Source organism: Kineococcus terrestris, assembly GCF_041020755.1.
GTDB classification, from domain to species: Bacteria; Actinomycetota; Actinomycetes; order Actinomycetales; family Kineococcaceae; genus Kineococcus; species Kineococcus terrestris.
Genome location: NZ_JBEUEI010000044.1, coordinates 1 through 26,404 on the forward strand (window position 1 = coordinate 1; position 26,404 = coordinate 26,404).

A 26,404-nucleotide genomic window follows, 5' to 3' on the forward strand; every position below is an offset into this window, starting at 1 on the left:
CACCCGGCCGGGTGCGGGGACCGCCGCGTCCGCGCGCCGTCAGGCGGTGCGGCCGTCCCGCTCGCCGGAGCGCTCGCGCGGCAGCTTGACGGCGACGACGGGGACGTCGGCGTCCATGAGCAGCTCCTGCGACAGGCTGCCCAGGACCGCCTTGCCGACCGGGGAGCGGCGGCGGACGCCGATCACCAGCCGGTCGACGGTGCCGGCGCGCTGCCGCAGGACGTCCAGCACGGCGTCGCCCGGGCTGCGCCGGCCGCGGCGGTCGACGACCTCCATCCTCAGCCCCTCCGGGGCGCCGGAGACGTCCAGGGGACCGAGCTTGAGGTTGACCACGACGAGGTCGCTCCCCAGCCGCTGCGCCTCGGTGAAGGCGTGCGCCAGCGCGTGCTCGCCCTCGGCGGAGTCCGTCACGGCGACCACGACGGACGCCGGGCCCCTCCCGGGTGCCGCGTCCCGCGCCGCGACGTCCTGCTCCGCGACGTCCCGCTCCGCGACGTCCCGCCCGGCGGCGTCCTGCCCCGCGCTCACGAGTAGTCCCGCCGGAACTGGCCCTCGAGCTGCTCCAGGGAGCGGCCGCGGGTCTCGGGGACCACCGTCCTGGCGAAGGCGATCGCCAGGAGCCCGAGACCGGCGAAGACGAAGAACGTGTTCGAGATGCCGATGCCGTCGACGAGCTGCGGGAAGGCCAGCGCGACGAGGAAGTTGGTCACCCACAGGACGAACACGGTGATGCCCAGGCCGAACCCGCGCAGCTTCAGCGGGAAGATCTCCGCGAGCATGAGCCACACGAGCGGGCCGATGGTGCCCTGCATGATGAAGACGAAGCACACGACGAGCACGAGGATCGTGTAGCTGCGCAGGGTGCCCTCGGGCAGCGTGCTGGACAGGATCCCGACGAGCAGGTGCGTCGTCGTGGTGCCGATGAAGCCGAACAGCAGCATCGGGCGCCGGTCGATCCTGTTGATGAGGGCGAGGCCGGTGAGGACGCCGGCGAGGCTGAACAGGCCGTTGAAGGTGTTCGCGATGAGCGCGCCGTTCTGGGAGAACCCGGCCTCCTGCAGCAGCTGGGTCCCGTAGTACATGATCGAGTTGATGCCGGTGAGCTGCTGGAAGACGGCCAGCCCGGCGCCGATGACGACGACCCGGCGCACCCAGCGGGTGCCGAGGTCGGACCAGCCGCCCGTCTGCGCCTCGCGCTCCTGCTCGGCGAGCAGGTGCACCTCGGCGAGCTCGGCCTCGGCGCGCTCGGCGCTGCGGACCTGCCGCAGGACGGCCAGCGCCTCCTCGTCGCGGCCCTCCATGACGAGCCAGCGGGGGCTCTCGGGCATCCGCAGCATGCCGACGAACAGGGCGACGGCAGGCAGCGCGGCGACGGCCAGCATGTACCGCCACACGTGCTCGTCGCTGCCCCACACGTTGCCGATGACCGCGTTGACGACGAACGCCGCGAACTGGCCGAAGACGATCATCACCTCGTTGCGGGTGACGATGCCGCCGCGCCGCTCCGCCGGGGAGATCTCCGCCAGGTAGACCGGCACGGTCACCGACGCACCGCCGACCGCGAGGCCGAGCACGAAGCGGGCGGGGACGAGCACGCCCAGGCTGGGCGCCAGGACGCAGCCCAGCGTGGCGACGAAGAAGATCACCGCGAGCAGCAGGATGTTCCTGCGCCGGCCCTGGAGGTCCGACAGGCGCCCGCCCACGGCGGCACCGGTGGCCGCGCCCAGCAGGAGCACGCTGGTGACCAGGCCCTCGGTGAACGCCGTCAGGCCGAAGTACTGGATCATCGGCTCCAGGGCGCCGTTGATCACCCCGGTGTCGTACCCGAACAGCAGGCCGCCGAAGGTGGCGACGACGGCCACGAGGCCGAGGCGCTTGCTGTGGGGCCCGCGCGTGTCGGGCGGCAGGGCGGGCGCGTCCGCGGCGGCCGCGCCGCGGGGCGTCGATGAGGCCATGAGGAACCCTTCGTGCGTGCTGCGTCGCAGCGTCGATCGGGTGGCGCTGCCCGGCCGCCGGTGGCCGGGCCGCAGGCACCGTAGGAACCTCCACGTCAATATGTCAAGACAAACTGACGTGGAGAGCGCGGCCGCGGGGCTCAGCGGTGCGCCGCGACCACCCGCGCCCCCCGCACCGTTCCGGCAGGATGACGGGGTGAGCACCCAGCTGACCCGCGGCGCCAACACCGACCTGCCCACCACGGGCGTGCGGGCGGTCCTGGGGTGGGACGCCGGTCCCGGGGTGCCGGCGGTGGACACCAGCGCGCTGCTGCTGACGGCGGCCGGGAAGGTGCGCTCCGACGACGACTTCGTCTTCTACAACCAGCCGCGCCACCCGTCGGGCGCGGTGGAGCGCCTGGCCGACGGCGCGGTCGCCGTGGACCTGCCGCGCGTGGAGGCGCAGGTCGAGCGCGTCGTCCTCGCCGCCTCGGCCGACGGCGGCACCTTCGGCCAGGTTCCCGGCCTGCACCTGCGCGTGCTGGACGCCACCGGGGCGGAGCTGGCCCGCTTCGACGTGCCCGGGGCGGGCGCCGAGACGGCGTTCGTGGCCGGTGAGCTGTACCGGCGCGGGGACGGCTGGAAGCTGCGCGCGGTCGGGCAGGGCTACGACAGCGGTCTGGCGGGGCTGGCCACCGACTTCGGCATCAGCGTCGACGACGACGGCGGCGCACCCCCGGAACCGGCGCCGGCACCCGCGCCCGCGCGCACGCCGCTGAACCTCGACAAGGGCCGGGTCAGCCTCACCAAGCACCAGACGGTGTCGCTGGTGAAGACGGGCGCTCCCCCGCTGAGCGCCGTCACGCTCGGCCTGGGCTGGGACCCCGCCGCCCGGGGGCGCTCCATCGACCTGGACGCCTCCTGCATCGCCTTCGACGCGGCCGGTAAGGACCTGGCGAAGGTGTGGTTCATGGCGAAGAAGGCCTTCGGCGGTGCGGTGCAGCACAGCGGCGACAACCTCACCGGCGCCGGGGACGGCGACGACGAGCAGATCCGCGTGCGCCTGGGCGACCTGCCCGCGCAGGTGCACGCACTGGTGTTCACCATCAACTCCTTCGGCGGGCAGACGTTCACGCAGGTCTCCCGCGCGTTCTGCCGCCTGCTGGACGAGCGCGGCGCGGAACTGGTGCGCTACGAGCTCAGCGACACCCAGGACACCACCGCGGTCCTCATGTGCGCGGTGGTGCGGGAGGGGTCCGCCTGGTCGATGCGGGCGCTGGGCGAGTTCCGCTCCGGGCGCACCGTGCGCAAGCTCGTCGACCCGGCGCGCGAACTGCTGTTCGGCTGACGATCACGCCCTCGTGCGCAACCGACCATCTAAAGTTATCGGATCGGATAACATGGCCCGGTGAGCAGCACGACCTCGTCCACGGCTCCCCCGAGCACCGGTACCGAGGACCGGGACACCACCGCGGTCGTCGAGTCGTTGCGCACCGCCGTGGCGACCAGCGGTCTGACGCAGGCCGCCTTCGCCACCGCGCTGGGCACGTCGGGGCCGCGCCTGTCCAGCTACCTGCGGGGCACGGTGTCCCCCTCAGCCCGGACCCTCCTGCGCGCGCACCGGCTGGCCGGCGCCCTGTCCGGCGTCCGCGCACTGGGGCTGATGTCCGCCCCGGCGACCGCGGCCGCCGTCCGCCGGCACCTGCGCCAGGGCGACGAGCCGTGGGCCTGGCGCGCGCTGCTGCAGGGCCGCGACCACCTGAGGCTGCTCCTGCAGCAGTCGTCGGACACCGCGGTACCGGCCGCCGACCCGCTGCTCCCGCGACCGTTGCCGACACCGGGCACCGGCCTGGTCCCGGTCGCACCGGTCCTCCTGGACGCCTGGGAGGCCGCCCCGGCCAGCACATCGCACCCCGGCTGGGACGCGCTCCTGGCGGCCTGCGCCGCGCATGAGCACGAAGCGGCCGGCCACGAGGTTCCCGCCTGGGCGGCCCCGCAGCCGCTGCCGGAGCCCTGGCTGCCCCCGCACCCCTTCCTCAGCCCCGAGCGCGTCCGGGCCCAGACCCCGCCGTGGCTGCAGCGCGTGAACGTCTTCGTCCCCCGCCGCGACCTGATCACCGCGTGACCGGGCAGGACCCCGGCGGGGCGCCCGGACCGGCGGACGCGCACGAACTGGACGCCGAGCGGATCACCCGGCTGCTCACCGAGCTCGACGAGCGCCTGCGGCGGCGCGGCGTGGCGGCAGCCCTGTTCGTCGTCGGTGGTGCCGCCGTCGCCGCCACCGGTCTGCGCCGCGACCGCGTGACCCGGGACGTCGACGCGCTGACGGCAGGCGACACCCTGGCCGCCGTCCTGGAGGAAGCGCACGCCCTGGCCACCGAGCACGGCCTGCCCCCGACCTGGCTCAACTCCTCCGCAGCGGCGTGGATGCCACCGCTGCCGGCGGGGTCGACGACTCCCCCGGACGTTCCCGGGCTACGCGTCACGTACGCGGACGACGGGTTCCTGCTGGCGACGAAGCTCGTCGCGCAGCGCGCCAAGGACGTCGACGACATCGTCGCCCTGGCCGACCGCCTCGGCCTCCGGCACGCCACCGCTGATCAGCTGCGTGACCACGTCCTCCGCCACTACACGGATCCCGAACAGCTCCTGTTCGTGCTGGACGGCGTCCGCGACGAGGACGACGTGGCCCGGGAGGTCTCCCTCCTCGCGCAGGACGCCGCCCGCGCGCTCTCCCGCGCCCACCAGGCCCCTCCGCCCGGCGACGCCACCTGACCCGTCACGGCGCCGCGCCGCCGGGGACACGCCCCGGAACGCGACGGACCGCCGGCCCCGAGGGGTCCGGCGGTCCGGTCAGCGGTGCGGGGGCGTCCCCGCCGGGCGGGTCAGCCGCCGAAGCGGGCGGGCAGCGTGGCCTCGTGCGCGGTGCGCAGCTCGGCCACCGGCACGGTGAGCAGCCCCTGCACGTCGAGGGCGGGGACATCGCCGTCGCCGTCGTCGCTCACGCCGATCCGCAGGTGCGGCAGGCCGCGGGCGGTGCACATGTCGGTGAAGCGCACCTCCTCCTCGCGCGGCACGGCCACCAGGGCGCGGGCCGCGGACTCGGAGAACAGGGCGGTGAACTCGTCGACCCCGTCGCGGTCGCACAGCTCGCCCAGCCACACCCGCGCGCCCACGCCGTAGCGCAGGACCGACTCCACCAGCGCCTGCGCGAGCCCGCCGTCGGACAGGTCGTGCGCGGCGTCGACGAGGCCGTCGCGCGAGCACTGCACGAGGACGTCGCCCAGCAGCGCCTCCGCGTCCAGGTCCAGCGCCGGCGGCAGCCCGCCGAGGTGGCCGTGCTCGGCCCACGCCCACTCCGAGCCGCCGAGCTCGTCGCGGGTCGTGCCCAGCAGGTAGAGCGCCTGCCCGGCCTCGCGCCAGCCCGAGGGGGTGCGGCGCGAGACGTCGTCGAGGACGCCGAGCACGCCGATGACGGGCGTGGGCAGCACCGCGGAGTCCAGCCCGGCGTCGCCGGTCTGGTTGTACAGCGACACGTTGCCGCCCGTGACGGGCACGCCGAGGCGCTCGCACGCCTCCGCCAGCCCCTGCACGGCCTCGGCGAACTGCCACATGACGCCCGGGTCCTCCGGGGAGCCGAAGTTCAGGCAGTCCGTCACCGCGAGCGGGCGCGCGCCGGCGGCGGCGACGTTGCGGTACGCCTCCGCCAGCGACAGCTGCGCGCCCGTGCGCGGGTCGAGCTTGGTGTAGCGGCCGTTGCCGTCGAGGCTGAGCGCGACGCCGAGGCCGGTCTCCTCGTCCACGCGCACGACGCCCGCGTCGTCGGGCATCGCCAGCGCGGTGCCGCCGAGGACGTACCGGTCGTACTGGTCGGTCACCCACGCCCGCGAGGACAGGTTCGGGGAGGCGACCATCCGCAGCAGGGTCGCGCGCAGCGCGTCCCCGCCCTCCGGCCGCGGCAGCCGCTCGGCGGTGGGGGCGTCGGCCTGCAGCGCGTCCTGGGAGGCGGGGCGCGCGTACGGGCGCTCGTAGACGGGACCCTCGTGGGCCACGGTGCGCGGCGGCACGTCCACGACCGTCTCGCCGTGCCACTGGACGACGAGGTGGTCGCCGTCGGTGACCTCGCCGAGGACCGCGGCCTCCACGTCCCACTTGCGCGTCACCGCGAGGAACGCCTCGACGTTGGCCGGCGTGACGACCGCCATCATGCGCTCCTGCGACTCGCTCATGAGGATCTCCTCCGGCGAGAGCGAGGGGTCGCGCAGCGGCACCCGGTCCAGGTGCACGAGCATCCCGCCGTCGCCGGCGGAGGCCAGCTCGCTGGTGGCGCAGGACAGCCCGGCACCGCCGAGGTCCTGGATCCCCTCCACGAGCCCGGCGTGGAACAGCTCCAGGCAGCACTCGATGAGCACCTTCTCCTGGAACGGGTCGCCCACCTGCACCGCGGGGCGCTTGCTGGGGCCGCCCTCCTCGAACGTCTCGCTGGCCAGCACCGAGACGCCGCCGATGCCGTCGCCGCCCGTGCGGGCGCCGAACAGGACGACGAGGTTCCCGACGCCGCGGGCGTTCGCCAGGTGCAGGTCCTCGTGCTTGAGGGCGCCCACGCACAGGGCGTTGACGAGCGGGTTGCCCTGGTAGGAGGGGTCGAACACGACCTCGCCGCCGATGTTCGGCAGGCCGATGCAGTTGCCGTACCCGCCGACGCCGGACACCACGCCCGGCACGACGCGGCCGGTGTCGGGGTGGTCCAGCGCGCCGAAGCGCAGCGAGTCCATGACGGCGATCGGGCGCGCGCCCATCGCCATGATGTCGCGGATGATCCCGCCGACCCCGGTGGCCGCGCCCTGGTAGGGCTCGACGTAGGAGGGGTGGTTGTGGCTCTCCACCTTGAACGTGACGGCCCAGCCCTGGCCGATGTCCACGACGCCGGCGTTCTCGCCGATGCCCACCATGAGCTTCTCGCGCATGGCGTCCGTGGTGCGCTGGCCGAACACGCGCAGGTGGACCTTGGAGCTCTTGTAGGAGCAGTGCTCGCTCCACATCACCGAGTACATGGCCAGTTCCGCGCCCGTGGGGCGCCGGCCGAGGATCTCGCGGATCCGCTCGTACTCGTCGGCCTTCAGGCCCAGCTCGGACCACGGCTGCTGCTGGTCCGGGGTCGTCGCGGCGCGCGCGACGGTGTCCAGCGCGGATGTCGCCGGGGTGCTGGCGGGGGCGCTCACGCGCTCACCGCCGCCAGGCCCGCGGACAGCACCGAGGTGAACAGGCCCAGCCCGTCCGTGGTCGGGCCGAAACCCTCCTCCACGGCGTGCTCGGGGTGCGGCATGAGGCCCACGACGTTCCCGCGCTCGTTGGCGATGCCGGCGATCCCGCGCAGGGAACCGTTCGGGTTCGCGCCGACGTAGCGGAACACGACGCGGCCCTCGCCCTCCAGCCGGTCCAGCGTCGCCTCGTCGGCGACGAAACCGCCCTCGCCGTTCTTCAGCGGGACGACGACCTCCTCACCGGCGCTGAACGACGACGTCCACGCGGTCGAGGCGTTCTCCACCCGCAGGCGCTGGTCGGTGCACACGAACTTCTGGTGGTCGTTGCGCACGAGGGCGCCCGGCAGCAGGTGCGACTCGCACAGCACCTGGAACCCGTTGCAGATCCCCAGCACGGGCAGGCCGCGCTCCGCCCCGCGCACGACCTCGGTCATGACGGGCGCGAAGCGGGCGATGGCCCCGCAGCGCAGGTAGTCGCCGTAGGAGAACCCGCCCGGCAGGACGACCGCGTCCACGCCGCGCAGGTCGGCGTCGGCGTGCCACAGGGCGACCGGCTCACCGCCGGCCAGGCGCACCGCGCGGCGGGCGTCGCCGTCGTCCAGCGACCCCGGGAAGGTGACGACCCCGACCCTCACGCGCCCGCACCCGCCGCGGCGGCGTCCCGCACGGAGACGACGTCCTCGATCACCGGGTTCGACAGGAGTGTCTCGGCGGCCCGGCGGGCCTGCGCGAGGACCTCCTCGGTGACCTCCCCGGCGACCTCGAGCTCGAACCGCTTGCCCTGGCGGACGCCGGTGAAGACGTCGAAGCCGAGGCGGGGCAGCGCCCCGACGACGGCCTTGCCCTGGGGGTCGAGGATCTCGGGTTTCGGCATGACGTCGATGACGACGCGGCCCATGCGCGGCGCTCCTTCGAGGGGTGTGCCCACCGGGGTGGGGCCTGGGAGGTGACCTGCGGTCCAGCGCCCCCAGGCTACCGGGCGCACCGGGCCCGGCCGTCCGCCCGCTCGGGCCCGCCGCCCGCTCAAGGCCACCGCCGCGGGAGCCGATCACCACCGTGCGGGTCGAACACCTCTGCCCGCGCCGACCGGACAGCCCTGCCCGCCCGACCCCGCGAGGTGCCCGTGCCGCCGACCCGACCGGACGGCGCCACGTCTCCCGGCGGGTCCACCGGCGGGTCCACCGGCGCGCCCACCGGCGCGTCCACCGGCGCGCCCGCGGGCCCGCCGCGCGCCTCCCGCGTCGTCGACGTCGGCGTGCTCGTCCTCGGCCTGCTCACCGGCGTGCTCGCCCTGGCCGCCTGGCTGGCCGGCGGGCGCGACGCGGCCCTGTGGCCGCTGCTGGCGGTGTCCCTGCCGCTGGGCTGCCTGCTCTCGCGCTTCCCGCTGTCGGTGACCAGCCGGATGACCGGCGTCCACGTGCCCTTCGCGCCCGTCCTGCTGGCCCACCTGCTCACCCTCGGCGCGCCCGTCACCGCCCTGCTGGCGTGGACGCTGACGGTGCTGCCGGCCTACCTGACCGAGCGGCGCAGCTGGACCAGCCGCGTCTTCAACACCGGCTCCTCGCTGCTGTCGGCCGCGGCCGCCGCCGCCGCGGTCGCCGCGCTGCGGCACGACGGCGCCCCGGACGTCGTCAGCGTCCGGGCGCTGCTCGACGTGCTGGCCGCCGGCGCCGTCTACTACGGCGTCGACTTCGTCCTGTCCGCCGTCTCGGTGGCCGTGGAGGAGCGCCGGCGCGTGCGCGAGGAGCTGCGCAGCCCCGGCACCCTGCTGGGCGGCGGGCTGTTCCTGCTCATGTCGACGCTGGCCTACCTCGCGGCCGCGGTGCAGTCCGCGATGCCCGGCTGGGTCGCCTCGCTGATGCTCGTGCCGGTCCTGGCCCTCGTCGTGGCCGCCTCCAGCTACCGCACCGCCAACCAGCGCCGCCTGCAGCAGCGCGAGCTGTTCCGCGCGGCCGTCGAGGTGCACGGCGCCGCCACCCGCGGGCAGCTGCGCGAGGCGCTGCGCCGGCACGGCTCGGCCGTCGTCTCCTCCGGCCGCCTGGAGGTGCGCACCGGCCCGCCCGGGCCCGCCGAGCAGGGCGTGCCCGTCGACGGGCTCGGTGAGCGCGGCGAGCCCGGCGGGGCGCCCGGCGGCTGGTGGCTGGTCACCGGCCGCAGCCCCGTCCCCGACTCCGAGCGCTACGACGCCGCGGCGCTGGAGTCGCTGGGCGTCCTCGCCGAGGCCGCCCTGGTGCGGGTGGCGCTGACGCAGGAGGCCGAGCACAACGCCCGCCACGACGGGCTGACGGGCCTGCCGAACCGGCGCAGCTTCACCGAGCACCTCGCGGCGGCCGTCGCCGGCGGGCGCGAGGTGTGCGTGCTGTTCGTCGACCTCGACGGCTTCAAGGCCGTCAACGACACCCTGGGCCACGCGGCCGGCGACGAGCTGCTCGCCGAGGCCGGGCGCCGCCTGGACCGCACGGTCGGCCACCTGGGCACCCCCGCGCGCCTGGGCGGCGACGAGTTCGCCGTCGTGCTGCGCGAGGCCGACCTGGCGAGCGCCGCGCGCATCGCCGACGCCGTGGTGGCCGCGCTGCGGGTGCCGTACCGGCTGGCCGCCGGCACCGCGGTGGTCGGCGCCAGCGTCGGGTGCGCGGCGGGCGGCGAGGCGGACGGCGCCGACGCGCTGCTCTCGCACGCCGACGACGCCATGTACGCGGCCAAGCGCGGCGGCGGCAGCCGCTGCGTGCTCGCCCCCGCCCAGCCCGCCCGCTGACCGTCCCCCCGCCGGCCGCCGGCGCCCTCAGCGACCGGCGCCGCGCAGGCGGGCCCCGGTGCGCTGGACGGCGGCCCGCACCGCCGGGGCGCGCTCGGCGTGGCAGCGGGCGTTCGGGCTGTCCGGCCCGTGCCGGCGCAGGACGTCGTCCAGGCGCTCGCCCACGGTGACGGTGCGCCCGTCCGCCGACGTCGTCTGGTCCGCCCACGTGAGGGCGTCGGCCAGCGCGCCGGTCGTCGCGCGGGGGTCGTCGAAGGCGGCCAGCTCGGCGCTCAGCCCCCGCACGGCGGCGACCGGGCGGGCCTCGGAGTGGTGCGCCACGAGCGAGCAGACCAGCGCCGGCCACCCGCGCGAGCGCAGGTACCGGGCCCCGTCGACCGGGTGGAAGCCGGTGTCGCGCAGCGCCGGGGCGTAGCCGAGGTCGTGCAGCCAGGCCGCGGCCAGCAGCGCGGGCCCGTCGTCGCCGACGACGCCCAGCGCCTCCTGCGCGCGGCGCGCCACCGCCGCCGAGTGCTCCCAGCGCGGGTGCAGCCCGCCCAGCAGCTCCCGGGCCAGCTCGCGCGCCGCGCCGGGCAGGTCGTCCGCCGGGTCGAGGGGGTCGGGCCGGTCGTGCCGTCGCCGGAGCGGTGGTGCTGCGCGCATCGGCCCACGCTACGAGCCGCCCCCGCGGTCCCGGCGCGGCGGGGCGCGCCACCCCCGGAGGGGCGCGGCGGCCGCCGGTGCGGCACCGTGCGCGCGTGGACCTCACCGCGAAGGCGACCGCCCTGCGCTCGCTGCACACCGATCCCGAGCTGCTCGTCATGGTCAACGTCTGGGACGCCGTCAGCGCGTCCGTCGTGGCCGCCGAACCGGCGACCAGGGCGCTGGCCACGGCCGGGCACTCCATCGCCTCCACCTTCGGCTACGCCGACGGCGAGCAGGTGCCCCTGGACCTGGCCCTGTCCCTCGTCGAGCGCATCGTCGTCGCCGCCGGCGACCTGCCCGTGAGCGCCGACCTGGACGGCGGCTTCGGCGACGCCGGCGAGACGGTGCGCCGCGCGATCGGCGTCGGCGTCGTCGGCGCCAACGTCGAGGACCAGCTGCGCCCGCTGGCGGAGTCCGTGGCCGTCGTGGAGGCCGTCGTCGCGGCCGGGGAGGCCGAGGGCGTCCCCTTCGTGCTCAACGCCCGCACCGACGCCTTCGTCCGCGGCGGGGACCGCCCCCGCGACGTCGTCGTCGCCGACGCCCTCGAGCGCGGCCGGGCCTACCTGCAGGCCGGCGCCACCACCGTGTTCGTGCCCGGCCCGCTGGACGACGAGACCGTCCAGGAGCTGGTCGCCGGCCTCGGGCGGCAGAAGCTGAGCGTCATCGGGCTCCCCGGCGTGCCGGACCAGGCGCGGCTGGCGGAGCTGGGCGTGGCCCGGATCACCTACGGGCCGCTGACGCAGCGCGTGGCGCTGACGGCCCTGCAGGACGCGGCGCGGGCCATCTACGCCGGCGGCGGGATCCCCGGGGGCACCCGCCCGCTGAACTGACGCGGGCGGGCCGGGCGGACCGGGCGGGCCGAGTGGGCCGGGCGGACCGGGCGGGGTCGGCCCCGCCCGGCCCGGCCGGCCGCACCGGGGCTCAGCGGTGGGCGGTGGCCCCGCGCCCGGCGTCCAGGTCGAGCACGCGGCGCCCCTGGTCGGCGCCGCCGGCCGGGGCGCGGAGGCCCGGCAGGTGCCGCAGCAGGTGCTCGCGGGCGCGCGCGGCCGCCTCGGCGTGCACCGCGTCGTGGTCGTACAGCTCGACGCTGAGCCAGCCCTCGTACCCGGCCAGCGCCCGGCCCACGGCCGCGAAGTCGACGTCACCGTCGCCGGGCACCAGGTGCGCGTGCACGCGCCCGGCGATGTCCTCCACCTGCAGGTGCCGGGTCAGCGGCAGGTGCCGCTCCAGCGAGCCCAGGTAGTCCTCCTCGACGACGTTGGTGTGCCCGAGGTCCTGGCTCAGCCACAGGTCCCCGCTGCCCGTGCGGGCGATCAGCGCGGCCACCTCGGCGTTGGTCTGGCAGTGGAAGCCCGGCTCCGGCTCCACGCCCAGCACGGTGCTGCCGCGCGGCGCGCCGACCGCGTCCAGCTCCCGCTCCAGCGTCTCCAGCAGCGCGGCCACACCCTCGTCCAGCCACGCGTCGGCCTGCGCGGCGTCCACGGCGGGGTGGCGGCTGCCGGTGGAGAAGACCACGAGGGGCACGCCCGCCCGCACGCCGATCCGCACGCCGCGGCGCAGCAGGTCCAGGCGCCGGGCGCGCTCGGCCGGGTCCGGGTCCACGAGCGCGGGCTCGAACGGCAGCGGGCTGAGCAGGTGCGGGTCGCCGGTGGCCAGGCTGCACGCCACCAGGCCCGTCTCCTCCAGCACCGCGCGCAGGGCGTCGGCCTCGCGCTCGGCGAACGACCACGGGTCCACGTGCTGGGCGTTCAGCGACAGCTCGATCCCGTCGTAGCCGGCGTCGGCCAGCGTGCGCACGGCGGTGGGCAGGTCGACCGAGCGCAGGCCGTTGGCGTTGTAGGCCAGCCGCAGGGCGGGGGTGTTCGGGGGCACTCCGGGCTCCTCGTCGTCGGTGGTCGCCGGACGGCGGCCACGGGGGGTGCGCAGCGGGGACGGGACGTCCGCGGGAAGGGGTGGGGGCAGCTTCACACGGCCCGGGCTCCGCGCGCGTGCCGAACCCCGTCCCGCGCGGGGCTGGACCGGTCCCACGGCGGGCTGGGAGCGGGGTCCGGGCGCACGCGGTTGCGCTCACGTCCCGCGCCGGGGAGTGTGGCGCGCGTGACGCTCCAACGACCGGGCGCCCGGCGCTCGCGCGCGCCCCGGACCGGTGCCCGACGATGACGCCGGCCCCCGCGACCGAGACCGTCGCGCCGCTCGCCCTCGGCCCCGCCGTGCAGCTGCTGCGCGAACTGGGCGACCTCAAGCGCCTGCGCGACGCGCGCAGCCCCCTCTCCCTGGCCGACCGCGCGTTCCTGCGCTCCTGGCGGCGCCTGCTGGCCGGCGAGGAACCCGGTGACGTCGCCCGCGCCGAGACGGCCGCGGCGCTCGCCGCGACGCGCCTGGCGGGCGTGGACGCGAGCGTCCTGCGCCTGGCGGGGTTGTCGCCCGAGGAGGTCGTGGACGTGCTGCGGCGGGGTTTCGACGCCGTCACGTCGACGGCCGGGCGAACCCTGGGTGAACTCTCCGACCTGCGGGAGGCGCTGGGCGCCAACGCCTCCGCCGGGCCGGGCGGTGAGCGCGCCCTGCCCGCGCCGCCGCCGTTCGCCGAGGCGCTCGTGCGCCAGCCGCGCGCCGGCGCCACCCACCCGGCCCTGCCGCGCGTGGTCGTGGAACCTCCCGAGAGCCACGGCGACCACTGCTTCACCACGGCCGTGTACGCGGGCCTGCTGGCCCCGCTGCACGGCGTCGACCGCGGTGAGGCGTTCTTCACCATGCTGGGCCACCACCTGCCCAACGCGGACCTGCCCGACGCGGGTTTCGGCGGCGAGGTGCTGCTGGGCGACCTGGCCCCGCGGGTGCTCGGCGCGCTGCAGGAACGCTCGCTGGCGCAGCTGCCCGCGCGCCTCGCCGACCGGCTGCGCGGACTGCTGCCGCTGCGCGAGGACGTCGGCAGCGCGCTGGGCCGCGCGTGCACGTCGGCGGACGTGCTGGACCGCGTGCTGCAGGTGCACCACCACGCGCGCGCGGCGGGTTTCACCGCCGCGCAGGCCCTGGACGACCTCGACATCGTCCACCCCGGGCCGGTGCAGGAGTTCCAGCTGCGACTGCTGGCCGACGCCGGGCTGCCCGTCCGGTGACGGCGACCACGCCGGCGTTCCCGGCGCTGCCGGGCGGTGCCCCGTGGCCGGACCTGGACGGCATCCCGTTCCGCCGCGCCGGCCGGGAGGACCTGGCCCTGGCCGCGGTGGGCGCGCTGGCCGGCGGCGACGACGCGGCCGCGCGGGCGCTGCTGCTGCGCGACAACGACGACTGGTGGAACGAGGCGCCGCCGAGCGTGCAGGAGGCCCGCGCGGCCGCCGCCGCACCCACCCTGTCGCGGGCGGTGGAGGCGCTGCGCCTGGGCCGCGTCGGCGACTACCTGCGCTTCCGCTGGTCCGACCCGGCGTTCCTGGCCGGGCTGGCGCTGCTGGACAGGGCGTGGCCGGGCACCGGCCCGGGCGCCCCCGCCGTGCTGGAGGTGGCCGCCGGCACCGGCGTGCTGCTGCGCGAGCTGGCCCTGCGCGGGGCGCGGCGGCTGACCGGCGTCGACGTCGTGCACGCCAAGCTGTGGCTGGCGCGCCGGTTCGTCCTGGGCGACGTGCCCGGCGGCGGGGACGTCGCGCTCGTGGTGGCCGACGCCGCGCGGGCGTGGCCGCCGGAGGTCGAGGTGGCGCTCGGCGACGGCGACGACCGCGTCGTGCTGTGCCACGACGCCTTCTACTTCCTGCCCGACCCCCCGGCGACGGCGCGCCGCCTGCGCGAGCTGGCCGGCGCGGGCGGGCTCGTCGCCGTCGGGTCGGTGCCCAACGGCGCCCGTCCCGGCCCGGTGTCCGGGCAGCGGATGACGCCGGAGGACCTGGCGGCGTGGTTCCCCGGCGCGCTGCTGTTCGACGACGCCGACCTCGTCGAGGAGGTCGTCAGCGGCCGCCCGGCGGTCCCGCGCGCGGCCGTGGAGCTGGCCGGCGCCACCCACGTCAGCCTCGTGCTGGGCGGGCGCCCCGACGGCTCGCCCGTGCCCGGCGGCCCCGCCCACGGGCTGCCCGTGCCCGGGCGGGCGCTGCGCCCGAACCCGCTGTACGGCAGGGACGGGCGCCTGGCCTGGCCCTCGCCGCGCTACGCCGACGACTACGCCGAGCGCTCCTCCTACCTGCCCGAGCGGCTGCCGTCCCAGGACGAGCTGGCCGCCGACCCCACCGCGTGGGCCCGCCGACGGGTCCTCCTCGACCTCCCGGAGCACTGGTGAGCACCGTCCCCGCCCCCGCGACGACCGGCTGGGTGATCGCCGGCGCCGGCTGGGTCGCCCGCGACCACATGGCCCCCGCGCTGGCGGCCTCCCCCACCAGCCGCGTCGTCGCCGTCGTCGACCGCGACCTCGGCGCGGCGCGCGCGCTGGCCGAGCGCTTCCCCGGCGCCCGCGCCACCGACGACCTCGCCGACGGCTTCGCGACCCCCGGCGCGCGGGTGGCGTACGTGGCCACCCCGAACCACGCCCACCGCGAGGTCGCCGCCGCGGCGGCCGCGGCCGGGCTGGCGGTGCTGTGCGAGAAGCCGCTGGCGGCCGCGCTGCCGGACGCGGCCGAGCTCGTGGCCGCCTGCGAGGGCGCGGGCGTGCTCGCCGCGACCGCGTTCGACCAGCGCTGGCACCCCGCCCACCGGGCCGCCGCCGACCTCGTCGCGAGCGGCCGGCTGGGCACCGTGACGGCGGTGCGGATCGTCTACGGCTGCTGGCTGCCGCCGGGCTGGGCGCCGCCGGGCAGCACCACGGGCGACAACTGGCGCGTGGACCCCGCCCGCGCCGGCGGCGGCGCCTACGTGGACCTGGCCCCGCACGGCCTGGACCTCGTCGGCGCGCTGCTGGGCGAGGACGTCGAGCGCGCCACCACGCTGGTGCAGCACCGCGTGCACGACTACGCCGTCGACGACGGCTCGGTGCTCGTGGGCGCCACCGGCAGCGGGACGCTGGTGACCATCCACAACTCCTTCAACACCGTCGAGACGCTGCCGCGCCGCCGGCTGGAGGTCGTCGGCACCGCCGCGCAGCTCGTGGCCACCGACACCATGGGCCAGACCGCGGGCGGCCGGCTGGAACTGCTCGACACCGCCACCGGCGAGGCGGCCGAGGTGCCGTTCGACGCGCAGCTGTCGCCCTTCGCCGCGCAGGTGCGCGCGGTCGAGGAGCACCTGGACGACCCGGGCTCCTGGCCGTTCCCGCTGGCGCGCGACCTGCGCCTGCTGCACCTGCTGCACGACGCCCTCGGCTCCGGCGTCCCGAGCTCCGCCCCGCACCCGACCCTGTCCGCCCAGGAGGTCCCCTCGTGACCGGTCCGAACGACGCCCACGACCTGCGCGACGTGCGCATCGCGGAGCTCGCGCCGCTGCCCACGCGCGCGCACCGCAGCCACCAGGCTTACTCCTGCACCAACTGCGGGCACTGGCAGCGCTGGTTCCCGCACACCCCGCCGCCGCAGTGCCCGGTGTGCGCGGACGTGCGCAACGAGCTGCCCGAGGAGGGTTTCGCCTTCCGCACCGCGCCGGAGGTCGACGCCCTGGTGACGACGTCGTGGCGCGAGGCCGTGCCGGGCGTCACGGAGTTCTGGTGCGACCCCGTCGTGGGGCTCGGCTCGCACGGCTGGGTGCTGGAGACCGCCGACGGCCTGCTGGGTTTCGAGGCGGCGCCCTGGTACACCGCCGACGCGCTGGCCGAGCTGCGCCGCCGCGGCGGCCTGCGGGTGCTGGCCTCCAGCCACGTGCACGGGTTCGGCGGGCTGTGGCAGCTGCAGGACGAGCTGGACCCGCCCGTGGTCTCCGTCGGCGTGCACGACCTGACGTGGACGAAGGCGTTCCGGGTGACCTGGCCCGCCGACGACCAGCTGGAGCTGGCGCCGGGCATCACCCTGGTGCGCACCGGCGGGCACTTCCCCGGCCACAGCGTCCTGCACGACGCCGGCCGCGGGCTGCTGTTCTGCGGGGACTCCCTGAAGATCGACCTCGCCGAGGACGGCAGCGCCCGCGCCCTCAGCGCCCACAAGGCGTTCCACGCGCAGATCCCGCTCTCGCGCGCCGAGCTGCGGCAGATGCGCGAGATCGTCGGCGCCCTGGAGTTCGACACCGTGTTCAGCCCGTTCGAGTTCGCCGCGGGCGTCACGACGCAGCACGTGCTGGCGCTGGTGGACCACATGCTCGCCAACCCCCCGTCGGCGGCGCCCGTGCCGATGGACGTGCTGTCCCCCGCGCGGACGGTCCTCGCGTGAGGGCACCCGCGCACCCGCTGACCGTCGAGCACGACGTCGAGACGGGCACCGACCACGACGTCACGCACCGCTTCCGCGGCGTCCTCGCCGGCCGGGACCGGGTGGAGTTCCCCACCTACCGCCTGGACACCGTGGGCGTGCCGTCCTGGTGGACGATCGACCGCGACGCCGTCGGGGGTTCCGCGGCCGGGCACGGCTACGGCGCCACCGACGCCGACGCGCGCCGCTCCAGCTGGGGCGAGTCCGCCGAGCTGGGCCTGCTGCGCGAGCGCGCGGCCGGCCTGGAGCACCGGCGCGCCAGCCACCGCGAGCTCGTCGCGGAGCTGGGCGAGAGCGCCGTGGTGGACCCGCCGTCGCTGTGCCTGGACGCGGGCGCCCCGTACTCCCCCGACGCGCCGCTGAACTGGCTGCCGCTGACGCGCTGGGCCACGGGCGAGACGGTGTGGGCGCCGCTGGACGTCGTGGTCCGCGACACCGACGGCCTGCCGCCGGGCCTCGTGGACGACCTGCCGCACCTGGTGACCCGGCACGGCAACGGCCTGGGCGCCGGCGACACCCTCGAGCGCGCCGTCGCCCACGGCATCGGCGAGCTGCTGCAGCGCGACGGCAACGGCACCCGCTTCCGCGCCATGGACACCGGCGTGGTCCTCGACCTCGGCCCCGACGACGCCCTGGTGCGCGACCCCGCCACCCGCGAGGCGCTGCGCCGGCTGCGCGCGGCCGGGGTGCGCGTGGTGCCCAAGCTGGCCAACGACTGGTGGGGGATCGTCAACATCACCGTCGTCGGTGCCGACGACGACCCGCTGCAGCCGGTCATGGTCACCGCCGCCGGCGAGGCCGCCCACCCGGACCGCGAGACCGCGCTGCGCAAGGCGGTGCAGGAGTTCGCGGCCGCCCGCTCGCGCAAGGCGTTCACGCACGGCTCGCTGGAGGCCGTCGAGGCGATCAGCCCGCCCGGGTACCTGGAGCGCTACGCCGCCCGCCCCGAGAGCGCCGAGCCCCGCGCGCTGCGCGGGATGCTGCGCTGGCTCGACATGGACGCCGACGCGCTGCGCGCCCTGCTGGAACCCGTCGTGCTCGCCGAGCGCACCCGCGTGCCGTTCGACGCCCTGCCCACGTGGTCGCCGCCCGCGGGCACCGACCCGCAGCGGGCGCTGTGCGAGCACCTGGTCGCCCTCCTGACCTCCCGCGGTTTCGACGTCCTCGTCCTGGACTGCTCGCGCCCCGGCGACGGGGTGGCCGTGGCCCGCGTCGTCGTGCCCGGCCTGGAGGTGGAGGTCATGAGCTACGGCCGGATCGGCGAGCGCGGTGTCGCGGACCTGCTGGCCCGCGGGGACGGGCGCACCGGCCTGCACGGCATCGCCGGGCTGGGCGTGCCCGGGCGCGCGGGCGTGCCGGAGGGCGCCGCGCCCGTGCACCTGACCGCGGACGCGGCCGAGCGCCTGGGCGGCCCGGCGTGGCTGGACCGCGCCGCGGTCGACCGCGTCCTGGGCGAGCTGTACCCGCTGTACCGCGAACCGGGCCTGCACGCGGCGGCCGTGGCCCGCCGGGAGGGGTGGACGGCGTGAGGATCTGCTTCGTCAGCCGGCGCTACTGGCCGGCGGTGTCCGGGATGAGCGTGTACGCGGAGAAGCTGCTGGAGGAGCTGGTCCGCCGCGGGCACGACGTCGTCCTCGTCTCGCAGTACCGCGGCGACGCCGCCGGTTCCGCCGTGTACGGCGGCGGTCCCCCGCCCGCGGACCGGGTGCCCGCCGGGGTGCGCGCGGTCGGCCTGGAGGCCCTCGGGGAGCAGCGGGTGGCCGACGGCCTGCCCGCCGACTTCGGCGCCGACATCGCCACCATGCGCGAGACGGTCGAGCGCCTGCACGCGGAGGAGCCGTTCGACCTGCTGCACGCGCAGTACGCCTGGCCCGTGGGCGCGGCGGTCCTGGAGGCGTCCGCGCGGCTGGGCGTGCCGAGCGTCGTCAGCGTGCAGGGCGGCGACGGGCACTGGGTCGGGCTGTGCTGCCGCGAGCACTCCCTCGGCATCCGCACCGTCCTCGACCGCGCCGACGCCGTGCTCATCGGCTCGCGCACGTTCGCCGACGAGGTCGTCGAGCACCACGGCACCGACCCGGAGCGGTTCACGCTGCTGGGCGGGGCCACCGACACCCGCGCCTTCACCCCGCCCTCGGAGGAGGCCGTGGGCTCGCTGGACCGCGACGGCGACGGCGTCACCACGCTGGTGTTCCACGGCCGGGTGGACCGGCGCAAGGGCGTGCTGGACCTGCTGCACGCGCTGGCCGCGCTGCGCGCCGAGGGCCGCCCCGTGCGGCTGGTCGTCTCCGGCATCGGTCCCGACGTGACCGCGGTCGCGCAGCTCGTGCAGGAGCTGGGCCTGCGCGAGGCCGTCGAGCAGCGCGGGTACGTCGCCTACGCCGACGCCCCGGCCGTGTACGCGGGCACCGACGTGTTCTGCTCCCCCACCTCCTCCGAGGGTTTCTCCAACACCATCCTGGAGGCGATGGCCGCGGGGCTGCCGGTCGTGACGACCCGCAGCGTCGGCGTCGTGGACTGCGTGCGCGACGGCGAGAACGGCCTGCTGCACGAGGTCGGCGACGTGGCCGGGCTGACGGACGCGCTGCGCCGCCTGCTCGACGACCCGGACCTGGCGCGCGAGCTGGCCGGCAAGGCGCTGCAGGAGGTGCGCGACGTGTGGTCGTGGCCGGCGCTGACCGACCGGATCGAGGCCGTGTACGAGCGGCTGGCCGGCACGCGCCCCGACACCTCGTGGACGGCGCTGCCCGCGGCGGAGCGCGTCACCAGCGGCGGGCGGGGCGTGGAACCCGCCGCGGGCGGCGAGCCGTGCCGGTTCCTCGCGGCCCCGCACCTGCTGTGAACCCCGCTGCGAGCCCGGTCCCCCGGCGCGTCGTCGCGGTGTCCCCGCACCTGGACGACGCCGCGTTCTCCGCCGGCGGGTTCCTCGCCGGGCTGGCCGCGGCGGGCGCCGACGTGCTGCTGCTGACCGTCTACACGGCCACCGTGCCGGACCCGCGGGGTTTCGCGCTGGCCTGCCAGCTCGACAAGGGCCTGGACGCGGACGTCGACTACATGGCGCTGCGACGCGCGGAGGACGCCGCCGCGGTCGGCGCGCTGGGCGTGCGCGGGCGGCACCTGCCGCTGGCCGAGGCCCCGCACCGCGGGTACACCAGCGCGGCCGCCCTGTTCGGCGACGTCGTCGCGGGCGACGAGGACCAGCCCGAGGTGGTCGCCGAGCACGTGCGCGCGGTGCTGGAGGAGGAGTTCGGGGACGGTTCCGGAGGTGTCGACCTGCTGCTGGGCCCGCAGGCCCTCGGCGACCACGTCGACCACCGGCACGTGCGCGACGCCGTCGACCTGCTGCGCGCCGGGCGGGACCTGCCGGTCTCCCGCTGGGCGGACACCCCGTACCTGCTGCGCCCGGGCGCGCAGGAACCCCGCGGCGCGGCGCGACCGCCCACCGCGGGCGAGCTGGACGCCAAGGTCGCCGCGTGCGCGGCCTACGCCACCCAGCTGGGCTTCCAGTTCGACGGGGTCGCCGCGATGGGTGAGGCGCTGCGCGCGACACCGGAGTTCTTCGAGCCGGTGGGCTGAGCTCACAGGCGAGGGACAGCAGGGGCACCGCGGGCGCTGGGCCGCGCCGCCGACGGTGGAGGGGTACCGCTCGCCGAACTCCGGAGGAACCCCTCGTGCACCACGCCGACGACCCGACCACCGCCCCCGGCGACCGGTCCGCCGACGTCCCCGCGCCCCGCTACCGGGGCCGTCCGCTGGCCCGCCCGCACGAGGACGTCGAGGACCAGGGCCTGGCGTTCGACCTCGGCACCCTGCTGCAGCGCCGGCACGTCCTGCGCGGCCTGGGCGTCGGCGCGGTCCTCGGCCTGGCCGCCTGCGGCGGGGACTCCGAGGCCGGCACCACGTCGTCCGGCGACCTCGCGGAGATCCCCGACGAGACCGCCGGCCCCTACCCCGGTGACGGCTCCAACGGCCCGGACGTGCTCGAGCAGAGCGGTGTGGTGCGCAGCGACGTCCGCTCCAGCTTCGGCACGGCCAGCGGGACCGCGGAGGGCGTCCCGATGACCCTGACGCTCGACGTCGTGGACGTCGTCGGCGGGGACGTGCCCTACGAGGGCGCCGCCGTCTACGTGTGGCACTGCGACCGCGAGGGCCGGTACTCGATGTACTCCGAGGGCGTCGAGGACGAGAACTACCTGCGCGGCGTGCAGGTCGTCGGCGCGGACGGGACGGTGGAGTTCACCAGCGTCTTCCCCGCCTGCTACTCCGGCCGCTGGCCGCACGTGCACTTCGAGGTCTACCCCGACCTGGACAGCACCGCCGACGAGGCGAACGCCGTCGCCGTCTCCCAGGTCGCGCTGCCGCAGGACGTGTGCGAGGCCGTCTACGCCACCACCGGCTACGAGGCGTCCGTGGCGAACCTCGCGCAGGTCTCGCTGGAGACCGACGGCGTCTTCGGCGACGACGGCGGTGAGCGCCAGCTCGCCACGGTCACCGGCGACGTCACCGGCGGCTACGCGGTCAGCCTCACCGTGCCCGTCGACTCCAGCACCCGCCCCACCGGCGGCGGCGTCGCCTCCGGCGGGATGCCCAGCGGCGGCGAGGGGGTGCGCGGCGGCGGTCCCGGCGGGCCGCCGCCGGGTGAGCGTCCCGTCGGGGACCCGCCCGCCGGAGCGCCCGGCGCGGGCACCGCCGCGGCGGCCTGACCCGCCCGCCCGCCGCCCGCCCGTCGCGCGCGGTCACCGGGCGCCGTAGCGTCCGGTGACCGGCGTCGAGGGACGCGACGGCAGCGACGACGGGAGCAGGATGGCCGCCGACCGCCCGCGGGTCCTCGACCGGCTGGAGGCGCGCGCCGACCGCAGCGGGCTGCGCCTGGCCGGGCGCAACCCCGCGCTCGTCGCCGTGCGCGTGGCGCAGCGGTTCGTCGAGGTGCGCGTGGCGGGGCTGGCCGCGGAGGCCGCCTACTACCTCGTCGTCTCCCTCGTCCCGCTCGTGACGATGGTCGGCGCCAGCCTGGGCCTGGTGCGCACCGTGCTGGGCGCCGACGTCGCCGAGCAGGTGCAGGCGACCCTCGCGGGCGCCGTGCGCGCCGTCCTCAGCCCCGGCCTCGCCGACGACGTGGCCGTGCCCCTGGTGGAGCAGCTGCTCGCCGAGGAGCAGGTGGGGGTGGCGCTGACGAGCCTGGCCGTCGCGCTGTTCCTGGGCAGCCGGGTGTTCCGCGCCGCCGTGCGCACCCTCGGCGAGGCCTACCGCGTCCCCGAGCGGCGCGGGCTGCTCGCCCTGTGGGGGCTGGGGATCGTCTTCACCGTCGCGGCCGTCGCGCTGACCGTCAGCGCCCTCGTCCTCGTGGTCGTCGGCCCCCTGCTGGGCGGCGGGCAGCAGCTGGCCGACGAGCTGGGCGCCCGCGACCTGTTCGAGCGGGTGTGGTCGCTGCTGCGCTGGCCGCTGCTCGTGGGCGGGCTCACCGCCTTCCTGGCGTGGCTGTACCAGGTGGGGCAGGCCGCCGAGACCCGCTGGCGCGACGCGCTGCCCGGGGCGGTCCTCGCCACGGCCGGGCTGCTCGGCATCGCGGTCGGGTTCCGGGCGTGGGTGGAGGTGGCCGGGGCGCAGGTGCCCGACGTGGCCGGCGGCACCGAGGCGGTGCAGGTGGCCGGGCAGTTCACCGGCGTGGTCCTCGCGGCCCTGCTGCTGAGCTGGCTCACCAGCGCGGTCGTCCTCACCGGCGGTGTCGTCAACGCCGAGTGGCACGCCGCCCGGCCGGGGAGCCCGCGGGGCTGAGCGGCGTCAGCCCGTCACGCGGGCGGGCGCGCGCAGCAGGCGCCCCCGGGGGCGCTCGCCCACGACGCGGCCGCGCAGCAGCGTGCGCCGCACCGCACCGGCCCAGGGGCCGCCCGGGGTCCCCGGCAGCTCGACCTCCTCCTCGGGCGCGAGCACCACGGCGTCGGCGAGGCGGCCCTCGGCCAGCAGGCCACGGTCGTCCAGCCCGGCGAGGGCCGCGGGCCGGGTCGCCGTCCAGGCGGCCAGGGCGGCCGGCGGCACCCCGCGCCGGCGCGCCGGCGTCCACACCAGCGGCAGGCGCGCGCGCAGGTCCGCGGCCCGCACCGAGCCGGGCGCGGCCGGGGCCGGGCCGGAGGCGACGGCGTCGACGGTGCCGGCGAGCAGGCCCGCCCACAGGGCGTCCCGGTCGGCCCGCCGGTGCGGCGCGTCGGCGAGCAGGTCGTCCGGGCGGGTGCCCGCCGTCAGCCGGACCCCCGCCGCCCGGGCGCGGGCGACCTCGGCGACCCCGGCCGCCGTCGTCAGGGGCGCCACGTGGGCGCGGACGCCCGCGCGAGCCGCGGCGTCGGCCACGGCCCGCACGAGCGAGGCCTCGGCGTCCGGGCCGTCGACCGCGTCGGGACCCGCGGCGCCGGGCAGGTGGACGAGGAGCAGGCCGTCCACACCCGCCAGCTCCCCCGCCGCGCGGGCCAGCTCGGCGGCCTCCGGCCGGGCGCTCCCGCCGGGGCCCGCCGGGGCGGGCGGGACGAGCTCCACCCCGACCACGCCCGCGGCGTGCAGGGCCAGCGGGTCGCCGCCGGGCGCGAGCGCGCCCCAGGCGCCGACGTCGACGGCCACCCGGTCCAGCGCCGCGGCCCGGCGCACCGCCAGCGCCACCGGGTCCAGGACCGGCGGCGGGCCGCCGAGGGCCGTGTCCAGCAGCGTCGTCGTCCCGCCCGCGGCCGCGGACCGGGTGACGGCGACCAGGTCCGAGCGGCCGGGACCGCTGACGTGGGCGTGGACGTCGACGAGACCGGGCAGCAGGACCTCGTCCTCGCCCAGGACGTCCTCGCGGGCGGCGTCCCACGCCACCCCGTACGCCTCCACGCCCGTGATCCGCCCGTCGCGCACGCCGATCGAGCACGCCCGCTCGGCGCCGTCGACGACGGCGCGCGTCGCCCGCAGCACCAGGTCCACCGCTGTCATCGTCGCCCTCCCACGGGTCGTGGCGGAGCGTACCCAGGCGGCGCCGGGCGGTGGGAGAGGTGCGGCGCGGCGCGCGACGGCACGATGGGGCCATGCGCATCACGCACCTGGGGCACGCCTGCGTCCTCGTGGAGACGGGCACCGCGCGGGTCCTGATCGACCCGGGCACGTTCAGCTCCGGCTTCGAGGAGCTGCAGGACCTCGACGCCGTCGTCGTCACCCACGCCCACCCCGACCACGTCGACGTCGAGCGGCTGCCGCTGCTGCTGGAGGCGAACGGTTCCGCGGTCCTGCACGCCGAACCGGAGACGGCGGCGTCGCTGCGGGAGGCGGGCATCACGGCGAGCGCGCTGCACGCCGGGTCGAGCGTCGAGGTCGCGGGGGCGGTCGTGGAGGCCGTGGGCGGGCAGCACGCCGTCATCCACGCCGACCTGCCGCGCATCGGCAACGTCGGGCTGCTCGTGCGCGCGCCGGGCGAGCCGGTGCTGTTCCACCCCGGCGACTCCTACGGCGCGGTGCCCGAGGGGGTGGACGTGCTCGCGGTGCCGCTGAACGCCCCGTGGGCGGCGAGCAAGGAGACGATCGACTTCGTGCGCGCCGTCGGCGCGCCCGCCGGGTTCCCCGTGCACGACGCCCTGCTGTCGCCCACCGGCCGCGCGCTGTACCTGAAGCAGGTGCGCGAGCTCGGCGGCCTCGACGCCCGCGACCTCGCCGGCGCCGGCCCCGTCGAGTTCTGACCGGCCCCTCCCCGGCCCCAGGACCCCCACCCCGCCCTCTCCCCGACGTCGCCCCCTCCCCGTGATCTTGCAGGGTTTCCCAGCGAGATCACGGTGATCGTGGTGGAGGGGGGAAGAGCATCCCCCTCCACGGTGATCATGGACGGGTGAGCGCGTGACCATCCGTGGTCACGGCGGGGGTCGGCGGGCGGGACCGGGCGTCCCGGGTGGCGGGGGCGGGGGTGCGCGGGTGTACTCGCCGGGGCGCCGGCGCGACCCGCGGCGGCGCGACGGGCAACCGCAGGAGGACAGCACCGTGGCGATCGCGACGACCGACCCGGCGACCGGCGAGACGCTCCGGGAGTTCGAGCCGCTGAGCGACGAGGCCGTCGACGAGCGCGTGGCCCGCGCCGCCGCGGCGTTCGAGCGCTACCGCCTGACGAGCGTGGACGAGCGCGTGGGCTGGCTGCGCAGCGCCGCGGACGTCCTGGAGGCCGGCACCGACGACGTGGCCCGGCTCATGACGACGGAGATGGGCAAGACGCTGGCCGCGGCCCGCGCCGAGGCCGGCAAGTGCGTGGCGGCGCTGCGCTACTACGCCGACCACGCGCACGAGTTCCTCGCCCCGCGCCCGGCCGACGCGGACGCCGTCGGCGCGCAGGAGGCGTACGTCGTGCACCAGCCGCTGGGCGTGGTGCTGGCCGTCATGCCGTGGAACTTCCCGCTGTGGCAGGCGATGCGGTTCGCCGCGCCCGCGCTGGCGGCCGGGAACGTCGGCCTGCTCAAGCACGCCAGCAACGTCCCGCAGACCGCCCTGTACCTGGAGCAGCTGTTCCGCGACGCCGGTTTCCCCGACGACGTGTTCCAGACGCTGCTGATCGGCTCGTCCTCGATCGAGCGGGTGCTGCGCGACCGGCGCGTGGTGGCGGCGACCCTCACGGGCAGCGCACCGGCCGGGAAGTCGGTCGCCGCGATCGCCGGGGACGAGCTGAAGCCGACGGTGCTGGAACTGGGCGGCAGCGACCCGTTCGTCGTCATGCCCTCGGCGGACCTGGCGAAGGCCGCCTCCGTCGCGGCGACCGCGCGCTGCCAGAACAACGGGCAGAGCTGCATCGCGGCCAAGCGGTTCTTCGTGCACGCCGACGTCGCCGAGGAGTTCACGCGGCTGTTCGCCGACGAGCTGGCGGCGCTGCGCGTGGGGCACCCGGCCGAGGAGGGCACGCAGGTCGGGCCGCTGGCCACCGAGTCCGGCCGCGACGACGTCGAGGAGTACGTGCGCGACGCCGTCGAGAAGGGCGCCACCGTCGTCACCGGCGGGCAGCGTCCCGACGGCCCCGGCTGGTACTACCCGCCGACGCTGCTGACGGGCGTCACGCCGGAGATGCGCCTCTACGACGAGGAGGTGTTCGGCCCCGTCGCGGCGCTGTTCACGGTCTCGTCCCTGGAGGAGGCGATCGACATCGCCAACAGCCACCCGTACGGCCTGGGCTCGAACGTGTGGACCGACGACGAGGCCGAGCGCGAGCGGTTCGTGCGCGACGTGCAGGCCGGCATGGTGTTCGTCAACGGCATGACGACCAGCTACCCGGAACTGCCCTTCGGCGGGGTCAAGCAGTCCGGGTACGGCCGCGAGCTGACCGACCTGGGGATGCACGCCTTCACGAACGCCAAGACCGTGTGGGTCGGCGCCCCGAGCTCCCAGCAGGGCGGCGGGGACACCGCCACCGCCTCGGAGTGACCCTGCCTCCCTCCCCCTCCCCGCCGTGATCATGGACGGGTGAGCGCTCAC

Annotated in this window: 24 protein-coding genes; 16 read left to right on the forward strand and 8 right to left on the reverse strand. The window is 77.0% G+C overall.

Annotated features, from left to right (window positions below; genetic code table 11):
* Positions 1–39: 39 nt before the first annotated feature.
* Positions 40–420: a universal stress protein gene (locus AB8M62_RS18360; protein ID WP_369070509.1), complete on the reverse strand. Its 381-nt coding sequence runs from the start codon at positions 418–420 to the stop codon at positions 40–42.
* Between the two features lie 104 nt (positions 421–524).
* Positions 525–1,955, reverse strand: coding sequence for a sugar porter family MFS transporter (locus AB8M62_RS18365; RefSeq protein ID WP_369070495.1), 1,431 nt, complete (start codon positions 1,953–1,955; stop codon positions 525–527).
* 196 nt (positions 1,956–2,151) lie between these two features.
* Between AB8M62_RS18365 and AB8M62_RS18370 the strand changes: the two genes are divergently transcribed.
* From AB8M62_RS18370 to AB8M62_RS18380, 3 genes are read left to right on the forward strand one after another with little or no spacing between them, the layout of a single operon-like run.
* The gene (locus tag AB8M62_RS18370; protein WP_369070496.1) at positions 2,152–3,282 is read left to right on the forward strand and encodes a TerD family protein; all 1,131 of its coding nucleotides are present in this window, start codon (positions 2,152–2,154) and stop codon (positions 3,280–3,282) included.
* 60 nt (positions 3,283–3,342) lie between these two features.
* Positions 3,343–4,059: a helix-turn-helix domain-containing protein gene (locus AB8M62_RS18375; RefSeq protein WP_369054377.1), complete on the forward strand. Its 717-nt coding sequence runs from the start codon at positions 3,343–3,345 to the stop codon at positions 4,057–4,059.
* On the forward strand, positions 4,056–4,709 hold the full coding sequence (locus AB8M62_RS18380; RefSeq protein WP_369054376.1) for a hypothetical protein: 654 nt from the start codon (positions 4,056–4,058) through the stop codon (positions 4,707–4,709). Before AB8M62_RS18375 ends, AB8M62_RS18380 begins: the two co-directional genes overlap by 4 nt.
* A gap of 110 nt (positions 4,710–4,819) precedes the next feature.
* On the opposite strand, the gene purL is transcribed toward AB8M62_RS18380, so the two are convergent.
* From purL to purS, 3 genes are read right to left on the reverse strand one after another with little or no spacing between them, the layout of a single operon-like run.
* Positions 4,820–7,156 (reverse strand): phosphoribosylformylglycinamidine synthase subunit PurL, encoded by a 2,337-nt coding sequence (gene purL, locus AB8M62_RS18385; RefSeq protein WP_373695002.1) that lies wholly within the window; start codon positions 7,154–7,156, stop codon positions 4,820–4,822.
* Positions 7,153–7,833 (reverse strand): phosphoribosylformylglycinamidine synthase subunit PurQ, encoded by a 681-nt coding sequence (purQ, locus tag AB8M62_RS18390; protein ID WP_369070497.1) that lies wholly within the window; start codon positions 7,831–7,833, stop codon positions 7,153–7,155. The genes purL and purQ overlap by 4 nt, the downstream gene beginning before the upstream one ends.
* Entirely contained in the window at positions 7,830–8,096 is a 267-nt protein-coding gene (gene purS, locus AB8M62_RS18395; protein WP_369054373.1) for a phosphoribosylformylglycinamidine synthase subunit PurS, read from the reverse strand. The genes purQ and purS overlap by 4 nt, the downstream gene beginning before the upstream one ends.
* Positions 8,097–8,321: 225 nt before the next feature.
* Here purS and AB8M62_RS18400 point away from each other — a divergent pair, with 225 nt between their 5' ends.
* The gene (locus tag AB8M62_RS18400) at positions 8,322–9,953 is read left to right on the forward strand and encodes a diguanylate cyclase domain-containing protein (protein ID WP_369070498.1); all 1,632 of its coding nucleotides are present in this window, start codon (positions 8,322–8,324) and stop codon (positions 9,951–9,953) included.
* Positions 9,954–9,980: 27 nt separating this feature from the next.
* On the opposite strand, the gene AB8M62_RS18405 is transcribed toward AB8M62_RS18400, so the two are convergent.
* Positions 9,981–10,595, reverse strand: coding sequence for an HD domain-containing protein (locus tag AB8M62_RS18405; protein WP_369070499.1), 615 nt, complete (start codon positions 10,593–10,595; stop codon positions 9,981–9,983).
* 95 nt (positions 10,596–10,690) lie between these two features.
* Here AB8M62_RS18405 and AB8M62_RS18410 point away from each other — a divergent pair, with 95 nt between their 5' ends.
* Positions 10,691–11,467 carry an isocitrate lyase/PEP mutase family protein gene (locus AB8M62_RS18410; RefSeq protein ID WP_369054369.1) on the forward strand — a complete coding sequence of 259 codons (777 nt, stop codon included), beginning with the start codon at positions 10,691–10,693 and terminating at the stop codon, positions 11,465–11,467.
* 91 nt (positions 11,468–11,558) lie between these two features.
* Here AB8M62_RS18410 and AB8M62_RS18415 read toward each other — a convergent pair whose 3' ends face one another.
* The gene (locus tag AB8M62_RS18415; RefSeq protein ID WP_369070500.1) at positions 11,559–12,509 is read right to left on the reverse strand and encodes a sugar phosphate isomerase/epimerase family protein; all 951 of its coding nucleotides are present in this window, start codon (positions 12,507–12,509) and stop codon (positions 11,559–11,561) included.
* A 284-nt stretch (positions 12,510–12,793) separates the two neighbouring features.
* Here AB8M62_RS18415 and AB8M62_RS18420 point away from each other — a divergent pair, with 284 nt between their 5' ends.
* The 9 genes from AB8M62_RS18420 to AB8M62_RS18460 all read left to right on the forward strand — a co-directional run bounded on the left by AB8M62_RS18420 (position 12,794) and on the right by AB8M62_RS18460 (position 22,717).
* On the forward strand, positions 12,794–13,753 hold the full coding sequence (locus tag AB8M62_RS18420; RefSeq protein WP_369070501.1) for a hypothetical protein: 960 nt from the start codon (positions 12,794–12,796) through the stop codon (positions 13,751–13,753).
* Positions 13,750–14,898 (forward strand): class I SAM-dependent methyltransferase, encoded by a 1,149-nt coding sequence (locus AB8M62_RS18425; RefSeq protein WP_369070502.1) that lies wholly within the window; start codon positions 13,750–13,752, stop codon positions 14,896–14,898. The genes AB8M62_RS18420 and AB8M62_RS18425 overlap by 4 nt, the downstream gene beginning before the upstream one ends.
* On the forward strand, positions 14,895–15,974 hold the full coding sequence (locus AB8M62_RS18430) for a Gfo/Idh/MocA family protein (RefSeq protein WP_369070503.1): 1,080 nt from the start codon (positions 14,895–14,897) through the stop codon (positions 15,972–15,974). Before AB8M62_RS18425 ends, AB8M62_RS18430 begins: the two co-directional genes overlap by 4 nt.
* A complete protein-coding gene (locus AB8M62_RS18435; protein ID WP_369054360.1) occupies positions 15,971–16,906 on the forward strand; it encodes an MBL fold metallo-hydrolase in 936 nt (311 codons plus the stop codon). The genes AB8M62_RS18430 and AB8M62_RS18435 overlap by 4 nt, the downstream gene beginning before the upstream one ends.
* Positions 16,903–18,474: a YcaO-like family protein gene (locus AB8M62_RS18440; protein ID WP_369054358.1), complete on the forward strand. Its 1,572-nt coding sequence runs from the start codon at positions 16,903–16,905 to the stop codon at positions 18,472–18,474. Before AB8M62_RS18435 ends, AB8M62_RS18440 begins: the two co-directional genes overlap by 4 nt.
* On the forward strand, positions 18,471–19,784 hold the full coding sequence (locus AB8M62_RS18445; protein ID WP_369070504.1) for a glycosyltransferase family 4 protein: 1,314 nt from the start codon (positions 18,471–18,473) through the stop codon (positions 19,782–19,784). The genes AB8M62_RS18440 and AB8M62_RS18445 overlap by 4 nt, the downstream gene beginning before the upstream one ends.
* Positions 19,781–20,518, forward strand: coding sequence for a PIG-L family deacetylase (locus AB8M62_RS18450; protein WP_369070505.1), 738 nt, complete (start codon positions 19,781–19,783; stop codon positions 20,516–20,518). The genes AB8M62_RS18445 and AB8M62_RS18450 overlap by 4 nt, the downstream gene beginning before the upstream one ends.
* Positions 20,519–20,613: 95 nt before the next feature.
* On the forward strand, positions 20,614–21,645 hold the full coding sequence (locus AB8M62_RS18455) for a dioxygenase family protein (RefSeq protein WP_369054354.1): 1,032 nt from the start codon (positions 20,614–20,616) through the stop codon (positions 21,643–21,645).
* A 55-nt stretch (positions 21,646–21,700) separates the two neighbouring features.
* Complete coding sequence (locus AB8M62_RS18460) at positions 21,701–22,717, forward strand: YihY/virulence factor BrkB family protein (protein ID WP_369070506.1); 1,017 nt, start codon at positions 21,701–21,703, stop codon at positions 22,715–22,717.
* Positions 22,718–22,723: 6 nt separating this feature from the next.
* Here the strand turns inward: AB8M62_RS18460 and AB8M62_RS18465 are convergent, their stop codons facing one another.
* Positions 22,724–23,899 carry an amidohydrolase family protein gene (locus tag AB8M62_RS18465; RefSeq protein WP_369070507.1) on the reverse strand — a complete coding sequence of 392 codons (1,176 nt, stop codon included), beginning with the start codon at positions 23,897–23,899 and terminating at the stop codon, positions 22,724–22,726.
* A gap of 92 nt (positions 23,900–23,991) precedes the next feature.
* Here AB8M62_RS18465 and AB8M62_RS18470 point away from each other — a divergent pair, with 92 nt between their 5' ends.
* On the forward strand, positions 23,992–24,636 hold the full coding sequence (locus tag AB8M62_RS18470) for an MBL fold metallo-hydrolase (RefSeq protein ID WP_369070508.1): 645 nt from the start codon (positions 23,992–23,994) through the stop codon (positions 24,634–24,636).
* Positions 24,637–24,931: 295 nt separating this feature from the next.
* Positions 24,932–26,353 carry an NADP-dependent succinic semialdehyde dehydrogenase gene (locus AB8M62_RS18475; protein ID WP_369054348.1) on the forward strand — a complete coding sequence of 474 codons (1,422 nt, stop codon included), beginning with the start codon at positions 24,932–24,934 and terminating at the stop codon, positions 26,351–26,353.
* Positions 26,354–26,404: the final 51 nt, after the last annotated feature.